Origin of the sequence: Vibrio sp. B1FIG11, assembly GCF_905175335.1 — a bacterium.
Lineage (GTDB): Bacteria > Pseudomonadota > Gammaproteobacteria > Enterobacterales > Vibrionaceae > Vibrio > Vibrio campbellii.
The window spans coordinates 471,948-488,493 of sequence record NZ_HG992752.1 but is presented as its reverse complement, the minus strand read 5'-3'; the positions used below and the strand labels follow the sequence as shown (position 1 = coordinate 488,493).

11 protein-coding genes and 1 pseudogene are annotated in these 16,546 nt (G+C 46.0%); 2 read left to right on the top strand and 10 right to left on the bottom strand.

The annotated features are described in order from the left end of the window. Positions 1–87: 87 nt before the first annotated feature. Positions 88–909: a phosphate ABC transporter substrate-binding protein gene (locus KHO06_RS19105; protein ID WP_005432164.1), complete on the bottom strand. Its 822-nt coding sequence runs from the start codon at positions 907–909 to the stop codon at positions 88–90. A gap of 333 nt (positions 910–1,242) precedes the next feature. Here KHO06_RS19105 and KHO06_RS19100 point away from each other — a divergent pair, with 333 nt between their 5' ends. Next, positions 1,243–2,886, top strand: coding sequence for a methyl-accepting chemotaxis protein (locus KHO06_RS19100; protein ID WP_212583148.1), 1,644 nt, complete (start codon positions 1,243–1,245; stop codon positions 2,884–2,886). 102 nt (positions 2,887–2,988) lie between these two features. Here the strand turns inward: KHO06_RS19100 and KHO06_RS19095 are convergent, their stop codons facing one another. The 7 genes and pseudogenes from KHO06_RS19095 to KHO06_RS19065 form a co-directional block, all read right to left on the bottom strand. Further along, positions 2,989–3,561, bottom strand: coding sequence for a DUF1566 domain-containing protein (locus KHO06_RS19095; protein WP_047478136.1), 573 nt, complete (start codon positions 3,559–3,561; stop codon positions 2,989–2,991). A gap of 1 nt (position 3,562) precedes the next feature. Then, positions 3,563–4,996 carry a DUF1566 domain-containing protein gene (locus KHO06_RS19090; RefSeq protein WP_212583147.1) on the bottom strand — a complete coding sequence of 478 codons (1,434 nt, stop codon included), beginning with the start codon at positions 4,994–4,996 and terminating at the stop codon, positions 3,563–3,565. A gap of 25 nt (positions 4,997–5,021) precedes the next feature. Further along, positions 5,022–7,274, bottom strand: a complete 2,253-nt coding sequence (locus KHO06_RS19085; protein ID WP_212583146.1) for a proprotein convertase P-domain-containing protein — start codon at positions 7,272–7,274, stop codon at positions 5,022–5,024. A 9-nt stretch (positions 7,275–7,283) separates the two neighbouring features. Next, positions 7,284–9,425, bottom strand: a complete 2,142-nt coding sequence (locus KHO06_RS19080; RefSeq protein ID WP_212583145.1) for a TonB-dependent hemoglobin/transferrin/lactoferrin family receptor — start codon at positions 9,423–9,425, stop codon at positions 7,284–7,286. Continuing rightward, a pseudogene (locus KHO06_RS19075) lies at positions 9,426–11,439 on the bottom strand (prolyl oligopeptidase family serine peptidase). A gap of 377 nt (positions 11,440–11,816) precedes the next feature. Next, entirely contained in the window at positions 11,817–11,990 is a 174-nt protein-coding gene (locus tag KHO06_RS19070; protein WP_212583144.1) for a hypothetical protein, read from the bottom strand. A 185-nt stretch (positions 11,991–12,175) separates the two neighbouring features. Then, entirely contained in the window at positions 12,176–13,519 is a 1,344-nt protein-coding gene (locus tag KHO06_RS19065) for a DEAD/DEAH box helicase (RefSeq protein ID WP_011999384.1), read from the bottom strand. Positions 13,520–13,920: 401 nt separating this feature from the next. Here KHO06_RS19065 and KHO06_RS19060 point away from each other — a divergent pair, with 401 nt between their 5' ends. Further along, positions 13,921–14,169: an Lpp/OprI family alanine-zipper lipoprotein gene (locus KHO06_RS19060; protein ID WP_005441096.1), complete on the top strand. Its 249-nt coding sequence runs from the start codon at positions 13,921–13,923 to the stop codon at positions 14,167–14,169. Between the two features lie 26 nt (positions 14,170–14,195). On the opposite strand, the gene KHO06_RS19055 is transcribed toward KHO06_RS19060, so the two are convergent. Beyond that, positions 14,196–15,122: a L,D-transpeptidase family protein gene (locus KHO06_RS19055; RefSeq protein ID WP_005432192.1), complete on the bottom strand. Its 927-nt coding sequence runs from the start codon at positions 15,120–15,122 to the stop codon at positions 14,196–14,198. Between the two features lie 6 nt (positions 15,123–15,128). After that, positions 15,129–16,544 (bottom strand): deoxyribodipyrimidine photo-lyase, encoded by a 1,416-nt coding sequence (gene phrB, locus KHO06_RS19050; RefSeq protein ID WP_212583143.1) that lies wholly within the window; start codon positions 16,542–16,544, stop codon positions 15,129–15,131. Positions 16,545–16,546: the final 2 nt, after the last annotated feature.

Here is a 16,546-nt window from a genome sequence, read left to right as displayed (position 1 = left end):
GGTTCTTGGCAATGGCGTCGAACACAATGGATAGAAAAGGCTCAGCCCGAAATGGTGAGCTGAGCAAACTTTAGAGTCCCGATGGGATTAGTGAACTGAGATGTAACCTTTTTGGTCAACTAGCGCTTGCGCTTCTTCAGTTAGCATCCAGTCTAGGAATTTTTGAGTTTCAGCTGATGGCTTGCCTTCTTTGTAAAGAACAAGGAATGGACGAGCAACTTTGTAAGAACCGTTTTTCACGTTGTCTACAGAAGCTTGGATACCATCAATTGGAAGTGCGTTTACAGAGCCATCAACTGTACCTAGAGAGATGTAGCCGATTGCGTATGGGTTAGAAGCAACCATTGTCTTCAGTGCGCCGTTACCGTTAGCAACTTGAGCACGTTGAGAGATTGCCGATACTTTCTTACCAGAAATTTTCATTTTTAGCTTCATGATGTCTTCGAATGCACCACGAGTACCAGAAGCCGTATCACGAGTGATTGCAACGATTGGCTTGTCTGCACCGCCAACGTCTTTCCAGTTTGTTACTTCACCTTTGTAGATTGCAGTAACTTGCTCAGCTGTTAGGCCATTAAGCTTGTTTTGTGGGTTTACAACAACTGCGATACCGTCTAGAGCAACTGCTTCTTCTTTTAGCGTTGGCTCTTTTTCAGAATCTTTTAGGTTACGAGAAGACATACCTAGGTCAGCAGAGCCGTTCTTCGCTGCTTTAACACCTGCAGATGAACCAGGGCCTTGAACTTCGATAAATACGTTCGGGTTTGTCTTCATGTATGTTTCAGAGAAAACTTCCATCAGTGGAGTTACGCTGCTAGAACCCACTGCAGAGATAGTTTCTTTAGCAGAAACAGGAGTCACTGCCATTGCGCCTAGAAGTGCGATTGCACCGATTACTGTCTTTTTCATCACAATTTCCTTTAAGTGGCTTTATTGCCGTTGTGTTTCACTTGAACGGTGCTCACTTTAGAATCCAAATATGACAGTTGTGTTTCACTTAGTTGAAGCCTCTATGACATGTTGTCATTTCCGCTTAATAAATCAGCAATCAAACTTTATTTACTTTTGAGCTCAAAACACTTTGCAATGTTTTGCTAATAACAAAATGCCAACCACATCGCTTTTAATATATTTCATAACAAATAATCATCGTTAAATTATTGATATATCAAGCTTACTAATTAGAATCGACTGGCTTTATTTACAAAAATGATAATAGTTATAATCTTTAGAGGGTCAATCATGCGTCAATTACTTAGTACGCTGTCTATTAAGTCACAGGTTTTCGTGCCCGTGCTTTTCACTGTCATACTGCTCATCGTTGGTTTGAGCATAGGCATAGGAAAGTTAGAGCAAGCATTCGACAAAGTGACGGTTTCTACCAATAACCTTATCGTGCATAAAGAAGAGCTGGGCTCTATCGTAGACAACACCTACGCGATGCGCATTAAGGCGATTTATAGTCTATTCAGGGCGGAAGATGTCAAAACACTGAACCAAGAACTGCAACAACGCCAAACAACAAACCGAGAGTTTCTTAATTCTATCGATAAAATTGAAGGTATTCAGGCTGAAGTAAACGCCATGCGCGACGCCATGAATCACTACGTCGATTTTACTCGTGTCACCATGACTCCCCTTCTCAATACCAAGCATACTTCTGAGTACACCACGTCAGACTTTGAACGAGAGTACGAGTCTGCAATGGGCCAATACCGCCTTGCGGGTGAAGCCATGATAAAAGCGATCGACAACTTGTCTAAAAAGCTCAACCAAATCGTTACCGATGAAGTCGAGGAAAATGGCATTCTTCACTCTGATACCCTGACCTATAGCACGGCATCTCTAGTGGTTATTCTCTCTATTGCCTCTTTGATCAGTTGGCTGCTAGCGAGCTACATTGTTGCTCCAATCCGCAACCTACAACAAACCATGCAAGAAGTAGCAAAAGGTAACTTGTTGGTAGAAGCGGACGAAGTGGGCAAAAACGAAGTCTCACAACTGGCGCATGACGTAAACCAAACCATCCACCAACTTCGCGGTACGGTCGACTCTCTGGTTCGAATCAGTGAAGATGTCGCTTCGGCATCGACAGAGCTGGCAACCGTGATGACGCAAAGCAGTGCGAACTCGGATCAAGAGAAGCAAGAAGTTGAACAGGTCGCGTCTGCAATTAACCAGCTTGAATCCACAGCGGCAGAAGTTTCAAGTAATGCACAGCAAGCAGATAGTGCGTCGAATGAAGCAAGCAAACTGACGTCTCAAAGCTTGAGTATGTTTGAAGAAAGCACACGTGCGAGCGCAAAAATGGCTGACCAGCTGAATGAAGCAGCGCATGTTGTCACGTCGCTTAAAGATCAGTCCGAGCAGATTGGAAAAGTGATCGAAGTTATTGAGAGCATCTCTGAGCAAACCAACCTACTTGCATTGAATGCGGCGATTGAAGCGGCACGAGCGGGAGAAAGTGGTCGAGGCTTTGCCGTGGTTGCTGACGAAGTACGTATGCTGGCAGCGAGAACTCAAGAATCGACCAAAGAGATCCAAACCATCATTGAGGAGCTACAACAGCAGTCTGGTCACGCAAACGAAAGCATGCATTCGAGCCTAGCCATGCTTGAAGATAACCAATCGCTTGCCGCAGAAGTGAGTCGTTCACTGAGTGACATCAACAGCGCAATTTCAGATCTGAATGCAATCAACACCCAAGTTGCGACCGCTTCTGAAGAACAAAAGCAAGTCACGTCTGACATCAACAACAGCCTGAGCACCATCTATGAATTGGTGAGTCAGAACGTCACTGGTATCACTCAATCAGCCGCGGCGGCGCAAGAGCTGTCTGGCTTAGCAGAAAACCAAAAGCATCAGCTTAAGCAGTTCCAAGTTTAAACATTCTGCTCAACACGATAAGTTTCAAAGGTTAGGAATGAAGAAAGCTCCGCACTGGCGGAGCTTTTTAATATCTGGATTAGAGAAAATCCAACTGTGTGATTATTCTTCGTCAGTGACCAATAGAACAGAGAAAGTGTTCGTTGGCTCTAGTGGGCTCCAGTTGTAAACCTCACCATTCACTGAATCAAACACCATGACGTTTGAACCATCACCGTTCGGAGTGTTACTCCAGATGTAACCTGCATAATCACCCACCTCTAGCGTGTAGCCACTTGCGAATGCAGTGCCGTTCATCGCAGGGCTGTGGCAAGCACGCTCCGTCAACGCGACCAACTCCTTAATGTTTGGTAAGCGCCAGTTCTTTTTGCCCGCAAAGCCATGCAAAGCATGGTTACCTGATTCATTGCGGATTTGCTCAGCGGTTGATAGCGCTAACTGCCATGACATCTTAGTTGCAGCACCATCACAGGCTTCATTTGCCGCATTCCACGTTGAGCCAACAGGACAACGCATCCAAGTTAGGCCCGTTTTTAAGTCAGTTACCGTCCCGGCATCAGAGTAGGTGTAACGAGAGTTAGGCGCTGTTTTTCCAAAATCAGTTGAACATTCTTGTGCCGCCATGGCTGCTTGAGAAGCTAGAACAAGAGATAACGCGGTGATTAGTTTCTTCATCTTATTGGCCCTTTACTGCTACTAGACGGATTGGGAATTGGAATGACGCGCCTGCGTTACGCTCCACTTTGTCAGAATAAATTTCAACAAAGCTGACGTAGCCACGGTCAGCGCCTTTCGCAGCAACGACTGCAAATTGAAGCGCACCTTCGTAGTTAGCAGGAGAGTAATTATTAAATGTGAAATCACTCAGCCAAATAGCACCGGATTCAATATCAGGGCTGCCCTTACCCTGTTGAGGGAAGTAAGCCGTCGTCATACCATAGACATTGCCGTCGGCATCTTTCTCTGTCTCACCTAAGTCGAGAACATCGTAGAACTCTTGGTATGTTGGTAGGCGCCAATCAGTAATGCCACATAGTGATTGCTTGTTTATATGTTCAACATATTGGCTTGTTGAACAGATGCTATCAGCAGCATCCACACAACCAACGACTTCAAGATCTTCGTAATACGGTTTGAATGTTGCTGACTCATACACGAATGTACGATCTTTAAATTGAACCGAGCTCGCATCCGCACTCTTGTTTTCCCAAACAAGACCAGTACGCTCGTCCATAGTACAAGCCCAGTCAGTGGCATCTGCAGCTAAAGCAGCACCCTGTGAATCTAGCTTAACGAACTTAAAGCCAGCGCCTGTCGACGTTTGCTTGTCCTCTTTGTCGAAGCCGTATTCCGCATCTTGACCAGGGTAAGAAGCTTGAACCTCAGCAACGTCTGCTGCGCCATCAGCAAAGTGAAGAACGGCGCCCGTATCGTTGCTGCCAACCGTTTGTTCAGCAACTGCTGCAATTTCTTCAGCAAATGCACTCACTTCCGCTTCAGACAGAAGATCAGAGGCCAACGATTTACCTTGGAAGCTAAGGCTTTGAGCAAGCAACGCTACGCCTTTGGTCATTTGTTGTGGTTGCATCGCAGCTAATAGCGCAACCGCGTTTTGCTCTAGCTTGTCTAGCTCGCTGGCTTGTACGTTAGACATTACCGTACCAGACAGAGAAACGCCGGCATCGGTGAGTTGCGCTTTCACGATCTCTTCAGCTTGAGCAACGGTTTTACCGTCAACCACAAGACCTGCGAGCAACGTTGTTACACCATTGACCGTGTTACCCGTTGCTAAATTTTGGCCCGGAGCCGCAAGACGCAGCGTTTGGTTTGAGCCTTGATCAACTTGAGCAAGAATGGTGCTGGTTAGTACGTTTTTGTTGCTTGAAGTCAGGCTAAATTTACCGGCATTATCCGTTTTAGCACTCGGTTCATTGGTATCACAAACGTAGTTTTGGTTTAAATCGATGCACACTGGCGTATCAAGAAGTGTACCTGCAGAAACGATGGTGCCAGCTACATCATAGGTCGGTGCCGACGTATCACCACCAGAACCACCGCCACAGCCTGCTAGGGCTAGTGACATAGCAACGAAAGAATATTGAAACTTCATAGATTTTATCTTCTTTTGATTTTAATTAACGAGAGCGAATCACTCTCACCATTGAAAGCAGGAAAAGTCCTAACAAGGTCCAAGGCGAACTACTGCCACCTGTACCACCACCACTGCTTTCTTTAGTGGTATCAGCACTGCACTGATACTGAGCAAAGTGACTCACACCCCACTCTTTCAACACCCCAGAGTTCCCTGACACGCGGTCAGACACTTCGAGACGCCAAGTCCCCCAACTCGGTTGACCGACAAGCGCTTGTAACTCCTCGTCATACTGAGCTGTGAAGTAACCTTTAAATCCATTGGTATTGCTTGATTGATGGCTAAGTAGCACGACCGATTTGCCTTGTGGAGACACTAGCGTCACTTGCAGATCCTGCAGTGAGTCATGTTCGATGTTCAGGTAAACCGCAAACGAATCATCAATCGTGAGTGACTTGTCCGATAGCGTCTGAGAGAACAGTCTGTCGCCCTGTTCTGGCAAAGCGGAATTCACTGATTGAGGCTGGATATCAAGCTCTGGCGTACCATTAACCAGCATCACCTTTTCACTCCACTGATGAGTCTTTAAGCCTTCTGCAAATTGGTAATCCAATGAAATAGAGGAATCGAATTGCGTGCCACATGTCAGACCGCTTGGTAACGCCACCTTCATTGAAGTCGAGTCAGAAAGCGTTTCATCAAAGTCGAACACGGATGCGTTGTTTAGCTGCCATTGCCCTTTTATGCTCGCTTCGCGGCCTGTTTGACTCAGGTTCACTCCTACGTCTTGACCTTGTGCGATGTATCGAGCGTCATAGCGAACGCGAAGAGGCGCTTTAAGTAAGTTGTGTTTGTTGAAGCTGTCCGTCAGGAATTGGGCGTAATCTTTATTTGGGAACAAAGTCTTTGCGGCAAACACGGTCGATTCTGCAAGATCGTGCATTTTCACGCCACGACCAATGCCGTACATGCCTTCAAGTACAATGGCGTCAAACTCGCGGAACACGCTATCGGTATCATCACCGTATCGTTCAACCGATGCTTTAAGCGCTTGGAACAGTGGCGTTGACCATAGCTCGTCACCTAGTTCACCGTCCACACTAACATGCGCTGGATACTCTGAGCTCTCGAAGTAACGCGCTCTTTGGTTCCATAAGCTACGAGTTGTTTTGCGTGTTCCGAACACTCCGTCCCAGTTGAACACCGTATCTAACTCAAATTCTTGACCACGACGAGAAGCATCCAAATATTGAGTACGGTAGCTCGCACTGCCCGCCCAGTAATCAGCAAAACCCTCTGCGATAGCACCAGTATGGCCGTACGCCCAATCCGGTACGATTTGGTAATGAATGCCATGCCCAAGCTCGTGTATCACTACATCAGAATCGACTGCATCCGGAGAAACACCACCTATACCCAGCATGAGTGCTTTCGGACCGTAATAGTAAGTAGAGTTATCTTTTGATAAACCGCGAGCATCAAAACGAAGCGGTTCGTTAAACAAGTCGTAAGTCAGGCTTGTCAGATATTGGATCGAGCTATCAAGATGATAAAAAGCCATCAACTGCGGGAACGCATTGTCACCAAACTCGGTGCTTTGCATCTCATCAACACTGTCAAATGCTTGAACCCCTTCTGGGCTGACAAAGTCCAACGTATCGAGTACAGGCGCTTCACCAGGTGCTGGGGCTGCAAATAAGCCCGTCGCATCCACTTGCTTTAATCTTGGGTTAGAGAGATAGAACTTACCGCCGGACTTTAAAACCTCAATCGACTTGGTGACGTACTCGATCGGCTGAGGGTAATCGGACAGTGCTGACCACGTTGATTCTGGTGCCGCTTGCTGTTGCATGGTGCGCAGATCTGGGTTGAATAAAGAAACCTCAACATCAACCAGACTTCCAGAGCTCAAAGCCGGTGGCTCTTGTGCTTGCAGTTGGCGAGGCGATTCTAATTCCATTGCAACCGTTGGTTTACCGTTGCGAATGATCGTATTTTCAAGGCTCTTAAACACTCGCACAACGTGATGATTTTTATCGGTTGTGACTACGAGGGCTCGCTGTGCTTGATATTCACCGTTAACCCAAACATCAAAATTGTAATGCTCGCCAAGCTGAGACTGGGTTTTGTAACGGAACTTAAACTCGCCCGCTTCTGAGTAGTGGCTGTCTAGATAAGTTTTCGCTTGCGCTTCATTCGTTACCACAGAGTCCGTTGCGGGATAATCCCACTCTGCAGCCTGCGCCGCAGGGGTACAAGCAATAAGCAGCGAAAAAGCCAATGGTTTTAGCTTCATGATTTCGTCCTAGAATTCGTATTTTGCATTTAGCGTGAAGTAGCGCCCAGGCTCCGTTGAGTAACGCTTACTTTCCTCAGCGATACCCGCTACGTCTTGGTATCGGATGTACTCTTTGTCGAACAGGTTGACGATGTTTGCGCTAACACGAAGGTCTTTGGAAACGTAGTAAGTTGCGCCAATATCAAACGTATTCCACGCACTTGTCTGCGCACACTCTGTCGCTAGGCCAAGCGTGGTCTGGCATTTAGGAACGCGATCCATAGCCGCGGCCCAGTTCCAAGCCACGTAAGCGTTGAAGTCTTGGTTGGCGTATTTCAGTTGAGCGTTACCTTCGAATGGCGTAATGCTTCGAACGTATTCGCCTTCCGCGTCTTTGCCATCTACGTAGCCAAACTTAGTGCTGATGTCCCATTGTTTGGTGAGTGCGTAACCCGCAGAAAGCTCTGCGCCATAAGTCTCTACGCCATCAAGATTTTGGTACTGTTTGATGTAATTACCAGTGCTTGAGTCAAAGCCTGTGGTCACAACATCGATGAAGTTTTCAAACTTGTTGTAGAACACAGACGCATAGACATACGCACGACCGTTATCGAACTTGTTACCGATTTCAAATGAGTCCGAAGTTTCAGCTTCTAGGTCTAAGTTGGGCGCGATAACAAAAGGCGTTAGCGGTACGAAATCATGGTTCACGAAGCCATATGCTTTGTCGTATTCCGGAGCTCGGTAACCGTGGTTGTACGACACATAAACGATGTTGTTGGCAAACATTTCACGAGAAACCGACAGGCTTGGAGACACCTCTGAGCTATCCATGTCTTTTAGTGGGAAACCACCTACTTCTCCCTCACCGTCTGGCGTTAGACGGTGCGCATCAAAGCGCAGACCACCCGTGATGGTCCATTTATCCAGTTCCACCATGTCTCTAACGTACAAACCAATGTTGTAAGCACGAGCAGGAGCGAAAGGTTGCTTGGTCGAAGGCGTCACCCCATTCCAATCAATCTTGGAATCGCTATCTGTGCGTTCATAATAGTCAGTAGAAAGCTCGATACCGTAAGCCAATTGATGCTCAGTATTTGCTGCAAAAATCGTATTGGTGAAGTCGCCACGAAAACCAATTGTCTCGTCAATGAAGGTTTTGTGTTCCAGCTCGCGACGTTTGGTGATCAAACCATTGTGATCCACTTGGCGCATTAGGCGGTTGGTGTCTTCCACGACTTCGGTGTGACGCCAGTAAACTTTGGTGTCCAACTCTTCGAACCAAGTTGGACTAATCGGTGTAACCTCAGCGCCGATATAAGCGCTGTACTCTTCGGAGGTTTCATCTTCAGCAAAGTCTTCAATATGCCAGATGCCATCAGGTTGAATGGACGGTGAACCCTCCAGACGCTCTTGATTCTGAGTGTAGAGTTCCGCTTTAGCTTTCAACATCACCTCTTCATTGAGAAAGTGGTTGATCGTATAAGCACCGCTGTAACCATCTAGATCGCGGTTATACAAATCTTCATCAAAGTTACGTGTCTCTTGCCCTTGCCAGTATGAAACGTTAAACAAACTCTCTGTATCACCGGAGCGGAAAGCTAGGTTACTCGTGCCTTTGTACTTATTGCTGATATCGGTGTAAGTACCGGAAACATCGGTGTAGAAATCTTTGTCTTTTAAGAAATCACCCGGCTGACTGGATTCTAAAATCACCACACCGCCGATCGCGCCAGAGCCATGGACAGAAGAGCTTGCCCCTTTAATGATTTGCAGTGATTCAAAATTGGATAAATCAAAAGTATCTCGCCCAACTGCATCATTAATGTCGTTCGCACCGAAGCCATCCGCAGAACGAATGCCATCACGAACGATCATAATGCGGTTACCCGTCATACCACGGATGGTAATGTTCTGCGGACGTCCTGCACCGCCCGTCACGCTTACACCAGGTTCGTTGCGCAGCACATCATAAAGCTCGGTCTCGCCTCTTTCTTCGATTTGCTCGTTTGTGATAACGGCGACACTACCTGCCACTTTTGACAATGGCTGATCGATTTTATTGGCGGTTACAACCACCTCTTCCATTGAGAAAACCTTAGATTCGGCGTGCACTTGACTGGCAGCAAGTACCGAAAGTACTGCCGCTGACACTGGGGTAAGCTTCATTTACTGCTCCGCTTTAGATGTTTTAATGAGTGATAGTAGAAATGCGTATTCCTTCGCTTGTTGCTTTCTTGCCTGCCTTGGATCTATGCGGTGGCCAGAGTGAAAATCCGTTTGCAACAAATACGGGCCTGTCGATTCACTGGTCGACGAAATTTGAGCGAGATACTTCGCGCCTTCCCAATAAGGCACACGTTGGTCGTTTAATCCGATTTGAACCAACATGGGTGGGTAAGCATCTTTATGAATATTGAGAATAGGATCATAAGCTTGCATCGCTTTGAGCTGCTCTGGGAGTGCCGGATTCCCCCATTCCCCATATTGTTGTGCAGTAAGTGGCAACGTCGTATCGGACATGCTAGCAACGACATCGACAAACGGAACCTTCATCACCGCGCCAGCAAACAAATCAGGAGCTTGGTTGATGGAGCCGGCAACCAAAGTACCACCAGCACTCGATCCAATCGCGTAGACATCACGTTCACCACCATCAAAGTGTTTAAGTGCTTGCGCAGCTGCCGTGAAATCATTGATAGAGTTGGCTTTAAGAACGCCTCGGCCTTGATCGTGCCAGTCGGCACCAAAGTAACCGCCACCAAGAACATGCGCTATTGCGTAGATAATGCCTTGATCTAGTAAGCTCACGGTTTGAGGCATGAAGTAAGGTTTCATGGTAAAGCCGTAAGCACCATAGCCGTACAGCACAACAGGCGCGTTGTCACTGAGCTTATCTTTGCGGTAAGCAAGAGAAACTGGCACTTCCACACCATGGCTTTTGACCATAATGCGTTTAGAAACATAATCTTGGCTGGAGAAGCCGTGATAAACATCTTGCGATAGATTTGTCTTTGTCAGTGCTTTAACATCAAACTCTTCCCACAGCGGCGGTGTTGTCATCGACATACTACGAATGCGGATTTTGTTAGAGCGGTAATCGCCAAGAGTGCTCAACCAAGCAACTCGCCCGTCCGACTCTAACGGAAGCGTTTTTTTTCGCCTTGCCATCGTAAGAGTAAACCGAGATTGTCGTTTGATTGTCTTGCTTAGTTAGTGCCACAAGTCCCGCTTCATACAAATAGAATTGCTCTAAACCGTTTTCTGAGCGTAAGAAAGACTTCCAATTAGACTCAACAGTGTTCACATCTTTCTCTGGCATCTCAGTTTCAAACAAACCAAACTGACCATTAAGATTGCTGTTGATAAAGACTCTATCTTGAGCAACATCTGCATAATACTCCACACCGGGTTCCGGTTTACGTAACGAGGCCGTTAGCTCTCCAGAATCAAGGTTTAGGATCTTTTGTTCGGTGGTCGATTCATTGTTACTTTGTACCAGTGCGAAACGCGCGTCGGCTGCGGGATAGAACGACATGAGCCAATCGGTCTTGTCCTCTTGCCAAAGTACTTTCTGCTCATTGGTTTGAGTGTTAATTCGAACGATTTGGTAAGGACGCTGAGTTTTCGCTTCTTTTGAGACAGCGAAAGCAAACTTGCCATTTGGTGAGAGCAGAACACCATTGTCCACATTGCTAATCAGTTCGTGCACTCTGCCATTATTGAGCTCCACCAGCACAGCATGGTACTGCTCGCTGCCATCAATATCTTCTGTAAACAACAAAGAATCGTCTTGAATACGCCATTGACCAATTTGGAAGTATTGACGTTCTTCTTGGCGAGAAGAGAAATCGTAAACCACGTTCTCTTGCGCATTTTTATCTGCTCGTGACAACAAAACGAAGTTGCCTTGTCGGCGAGTTAGATTCCACTCTTGGCCGTTTTTAATCACCCAAGGCTTGTCACCTTTTTCTGCAACCATGGCTTCCCATTGGCTCAACAGGTGTTGAGTGATCTCGTCATAGCTTTTCTGAAATTGTTCTGTTTTCTGGTTTTGCTTCTTGAGATAAGAAAGGACTCGCTCATCTTGTCTTGAATCGTCTCTCAACCAATCAAAATTATCCGCGGCGACACTGGGTAAAGAGAGTGCTAAAAGCCCCAAAAAAACATGACTAAATTTCATATAAACGGCACAATTATTTATAGGATTAATATTATTTCGCGTATTCTGCCTTTAAATGAAAATGAGATCAATTATCATTTGATATTTTATGTATTGATTTTATTGGCCTTTGTTGCGCAAACGTTTAGTTAACAGACAAAAGTGGTTACCGAGCGATAGGCTCGTAGAAAGGTGTGGTAATGAAAAATACTAATGAGGCTAAGTATAAAAACGCCACCTACTAAGGTGACGACGTTCGCTTCTCTTTTCGTGGGGTTTAACAAAGAAAGGTAAACTAGAAAACGTGGCTAGTCACAACCCAGAGTAGAGCGAGAAATCCGACGAAGTAGAGTGAAGAAACAACAACCGATTTAATCAACTCCCCCATTTGTGATTTCTCAGTAATCATGATGACCGCCTCCGGTAAACACCAATGTACAACTCACCAATGCGATACATAGGAATGAAAACATTTCGACCAAGACGCTACGCTGCTCCCACCCCAATGCTCTAGATTGCTTGTCCGTCAAACTCATATCGACTTGTTCTAACCATTGCTCTTCTTGATACATATTCTTGTCTCCTGTTTCTGGATACTTATGCTAAGCAAAGATGGCGTTTAGAAAAATCAAAGACTATTTAACCTATGTTTAGGATTGATAAACATAAGAGGTCTTGAAGGCAAAATTCAGGCATAAAAAATCCGAGCTATAAGCTCGGATTTGAAATCGTTTCGCGTCAGGTGCCAAGTGAAGGCTTAATCTTCAGAGCTTGGTGCCGCAGGCTTTTTCTTAGGGATAAACACATTGTCACCCACTGCCACGTTTTGGTAGAAACCTTTATCGCGCTTAGCTGGTTTCTTCGGTGTTTTCTTCGCTTGAGGGCGTGCTTTCTTAGTTTCTGTCTTCTTGTTACGGAAGTCAGGTTTACGCGGTTTCAAACCTTTGAATTTACCTTTCAAGTCTTCAAATACAGAGAAGTTCAAATCTTGTTGTAGGTAAGTTTCAACACGCTTAAAGCTATCCCAGTCTTTAGGACCAACAAGCGACACTGCGTCACCTTTGTTACCCGCACGACCAGTACGACCAACACGGTGAACGTACTCTTCTGTGTGCTTCGGCATATCGAAGTTAATAACGTGCGTTACTGTTGCGATATCAAGACCACGAGATGCAACGTCTGTTGTTACTAGGATCTTAAATACAGCACGCTCAAACTGACTCATGATGGTGTTACGTTGAGTCTGATTCAAGTTACCGCTTAGCGCGACCGCTTTAAGCTTCTTCTCATTCAGCTTGTTCGTTAGACGCTCAGTGTCATCACGTGTCGCTGTAAAGATGATCACCTGACGGTATTCTGCTTCTTCAAGCACACGCTCCAGAATCGCTTCTTTGTGATCTAGGTGATCACACAAGTAGAATTTCTGAGTAATGTCTTTGTGTTCTTCGTTAGATACACCGATAGCAATACGCTTTGGTGCATTCAGCATCTCTGATGCAATGTCGTTCACTTCTGCGTGATCAAGTGTTGCTGAGAACATCAGAGTTTGACGACGGCGGTGTTTCGCTGCTTTGTGAATACGACGAAGTTCTGGCGCAAAGCCCAGATCCAACATACGGTCCGCTTCATCAAGAACTAATGTTTCCAAACCATCAAGGAATAGAGAACGATGTTCTAGGTGGTCCGCCAGACGTCCTGGTGTCGCAACGATGAATTTAGGGTAGCGACGAAGCGCTTTTACCTGATCGTTGAAGTTCTCACCACCCAGAATCAATGCTGCGTCATAAGTCAGACCACCAAGCATTGAGCGAAGCTCGCCATATACCTGCTTTGCTAGCTCACGCGTAGGTGCAAGAATAACCGCACGCGGGTCTTTTGCAGAAAACGACTTAGTCTTTAACGACTTGTGCAGCATTGGCAATACAAACGCCAAAGTCTTACCCGAACCCGTTTTCGAAGATGCCAATAGATCCTTGCCTGCAATCGCAACAGGAATCGCCTGCTGCTGAATGTCAGTCGCTTTTTTGAAATCGTAGTGTTTTAGGTTCTTCAACAATCGGTTGTCTAGGCCTAGATCTTTAAATTGCAAAGTATTCTCCAATAAATAATCAGCGTCTGAGCGCTTTTTCAGTGTCGTTTCCGCTCTAACGCAGCAAAAAATAAAAGCTCGGTATAATACCGCAAATCATAGGAGTATAGATAGAGATCACACAAACTAATTCCACTTAGAAACTTTCATTTATGTCAATATCGTCTAAATTATTGATATCAGGGAGTGGCAAAAGAGCTGCTGTACTACCTGATACTGGCGTTATCAGGTGAGTAATCGCTCACTTATGTAAGCTAAATGTTAGCGTCCGTATCAGGTACTCTATGAAATCCTTGGATTTTTTTGACTTTTGCTACATCATGTACTGATAGAATGTATTCACATTTAACACTATGACTATATGACACAAAACGTATAGCTTAGTACTTTCACTATAGGCAAGGAGTTCTAAAATGAACAAAACGTTGATCGCAGCTGCAGCAACTTCAGTACTTCTACTAGCAGGTTGTGCTTCTTCTGACGAAGCAGCAACAGCTACTAAACTAGACGAACTAAGCAACCAAGTTAGCCAACTAAGCCAAGACGTTCAGTCTCTACAATCTGACGTTCAAAAGTCTAACGACGCGGCTATGGCAGCTCAAGAAGAAGCTGCACGTGCTAACGAGCGTATCGACAACATCGCTCAGTCTTACACTAAGTAAGATGTGATTCCGCGCTTTAACGCTTGTTAAGGCGCGGTTATTTCTACTGGAACACCATTCTGCGCAGCAATCGCTGCCTTTGCTTTCGCATTCGTCATCCCATATTCATCAAGCCACCAATCCAACTCTTTCGGGATCTGTAGATGATCTTTCTCGCCATTACTGCGAGTCAATGGTTCATGCGCTTCAACAAACACACTGCGATCCGGTTCTAGCGTCACTTTTACAGGTTGATTGATGATTTTCACTTTTTCACCACGACGAACTTTGTCGAACAACCATTCGATATCGTTAGGATCCATACGAATACAGCCTGCACTAACGCGCATACCGATGCCAAAGTCTTTGTTGGTACCGTGGATCAAGTACTCACCATGGCCATAGGCCAAGCGAAGTGCAAACATACCTAACGGGTTATCCGGACCTGCTGGTACTACTGCAGGCAAATCAATGCCCTTCGCTTTGTATTCTGCTCGAATCGAAGAAGGTGGTGTCCAAGTTGGGTTTGGGCGCTTCTGACTGATGCTCGTGGTCATTTCTGGCGTGTCACGGCCAATACGACCAATCCCTACTGGAAAGATGTGTACTACGTTTTCTTTTGCTGGGAAGTAGTACAGACGCAATTCAGCCAAGTTGATGACAATGCCTTTGTGAGGGACATCAGGAAGGATAAGCTGAGTAGGAATCGTCAGTACGTGCCCTTCTTTTGGTAGAAAAGGGTCTACGCCTTTGTTGGCCGCCATTAACGCCAGCATGCCAACATCGTACTGCTTAGCAATGTTTGCCATGGTTTCGCCCTGTTCAACCACATGATTTTCCATACGGCCTATGACACGAGCCCCATCCTCCGGTAGTTCATACATCTTTGCGAATGACAAACCACTCACTAAAGACAACGATACAGACAACAGGGTTCGTTTAGCGATACTCATTGGACGCTTCTTGCTAGGCATCTCTCTCTATTCCTTGGCGTTTTTGAAGAGCCGTAAGGTTATCTCTCTTTCTACCTTGTGATCAACCATCGGCTTGTGATAATCCAGTAAATTAAAGCCACTCCATAGCCAAGGGTTATGAATAAATTTGTTCGGTACCTGTTTGATTTCCGGCACCCAATAGCGAACAAATGTGCCATCAGAGTCAAATTTCTCACCCTGACTGATTGGATTAAAAATGCGGAAGTAAGGCTGCCCATCACATCCGGTAGACGCTGACCATTGCCAACCTCCGTTGTTTGCGGCGAAGTCTCCATCCACCAGCTTGCTCATAAAGTACGCCTCACCCCAACGCCAGTCGATATGCAGATCTTTGGTTAAGAAGCTTGCCACTATCATGCGTAGGCGGTTGTGCATCCAACCCGTCGTGTTCAGTTGGCGCATCGCAGCATCGACAATTGGGTACCCTGTTGTTCCGGTTTTCCAACGCTCAAACGCAGCCTCATCATAAGACCATTCAATCTTATCTTCCCAAGGAATGAAGCCTTTACCTTTCACCAGTTTTGGTTCAAACACTAATAAGTGTTGGTAAAATTCGCGCCAGATGATTTCACTTAGCCACGTCGCTTTCCCGTCCGTAAGGTCAGTATGCGGGTTCTCTGCATAAAGACGAGCAATACACTGTCTTGGCGATAATGCGCCAATGGCAAGATATGGAGACAACTGACTCGTACCGTCAACAGAAGGAAGGTCTCTTTTCTCTTGATAAGCATCGCTGCGCTCTCGAGCAAATTCTCGCAAGTGATGCACAATATCACTCGTTGAAACGAACCATTTATCACTAGATTCACGCGGGTAAGTGAAAGGTACGTCTGCATGGTAGCGATCAGCTTCAAGCGGCTGGGTCACTTCTTGAGGAATCTCAGCTTGCGGTTCTGGTTTCGACACCATTGGCATTTGAAATTTCAACAACCAAGCACGTTTGAATGGCGTGAATACCTTGAAGTACTCACCTTGCTTGTTTAACACCGTGGTAGGCGCATGAACACATTTGTCGTGGAAAGCTTCAAACGTGACTTGGCTTTTAGCTAAAACATCCGCTACTTCCCTGTCTAACGCTTGTTCGTTGACCTCATAATGGATGTTTGCCATCACGCTTTTCGCGTTTAACGATAATGCCCAATCTTTGATGACCTCTGTCACGTTAGAAAATTTGGGCACTTCTTTATATAGAAGCGGAATGTTGAGGTCTGCGAGTTCTTCATTGAGATACACTAAGCGTCGCGCGATCAGGTCTGCCTGCATTGGTGCCATATTATGCTCTTGCCATTGTTCCGGTGTCGAAACAAAACCAGCCACAACAGGTTGCCCCGTATCCAAGGCAGCCTTTAACGCTGTGTGGTCTAACGTTCTCAGATCACGTCGAAACCAAACCAGAATCATGT

What these genes read in the sequence shown, in the direction of transcription:
- KHO06_RS19085 (WP_212583146.1), bottom strand. Translation starts at nt 7,274, where the DNA reads ATGAAGCTAAAACCATTGGCTTTTTCGCTGCTTATTGCTTGTACCCCT.
- KHO06_RS19080 (WP_212583145.1), bottom strand. Translation starts at nt 9,425, where the DNA reads ATGAAGCTTACCCCAGTGTCAGCGGCAGTACTTTCGGTACTTGCTGCC.
- KHO06_RS19090 (WP_212583147.1), bottom strand. Translation starts at nt 4,996, where the DNA reads ATGAAGTTTCAATATTCTTTCGTTGCTATGTCACTAGCCCTAGCAGGC.
- KHO06_RS19060 (WP_005441096.1), top strand. Translation starts at nt 13,921, where the DNA reads ATGAACAAAACGTTGATCGCAGCTGCAGCAACTTCAGTACTTCTACTA.
- KHO06_RS19055 (WP_005432192.1), bottom strand. Translation starts at nt 15,122, where the DNA reads ATGCCTAGCAAGAAGCGTCCAATGAGTATCGCTAAACGAACCCTGTTG.
- KHO06_RS19100 (WP_212583148.1), top strand. Translation starts at nt 1,243, where the DNA reads ATGCGTCAATTACTTAGTACGCTGTCTATTAAGTCACAGGTTTTCGTG.
- phrB (WP_212583143.1), bottom strand. Translation starts at nt 16,544, where the DNA reads ATGATTCTGGTTTGGTTTCGACGTGATCTGAGAACGTTAGACCACACA.
- KHO06_RS19105 (WP_005432164.1), bottom strand. Translation starts at nt 909, where the DNA reads ATGAAAAAGACAGTAATCGGTGCAATCGCACTTCTAGGCGCAATGGCA.
- KHO06_RS19070 (WP_212583144.1), bottom strand. Translation starts at nt 11,990, where the DNA reads ATGTATCAAGAAGAGCAATGGTTAGAACAAGTCGATATGAGTTTGACG.
- KHO06_RS19095 (WP_047478136.1), bottom strand. Translation starts at nt 3,561, where the DNA reads ATGAAGAAACTAATCACCGCGTTATCTCTTGTTCTAGCTTCTCAAGCA.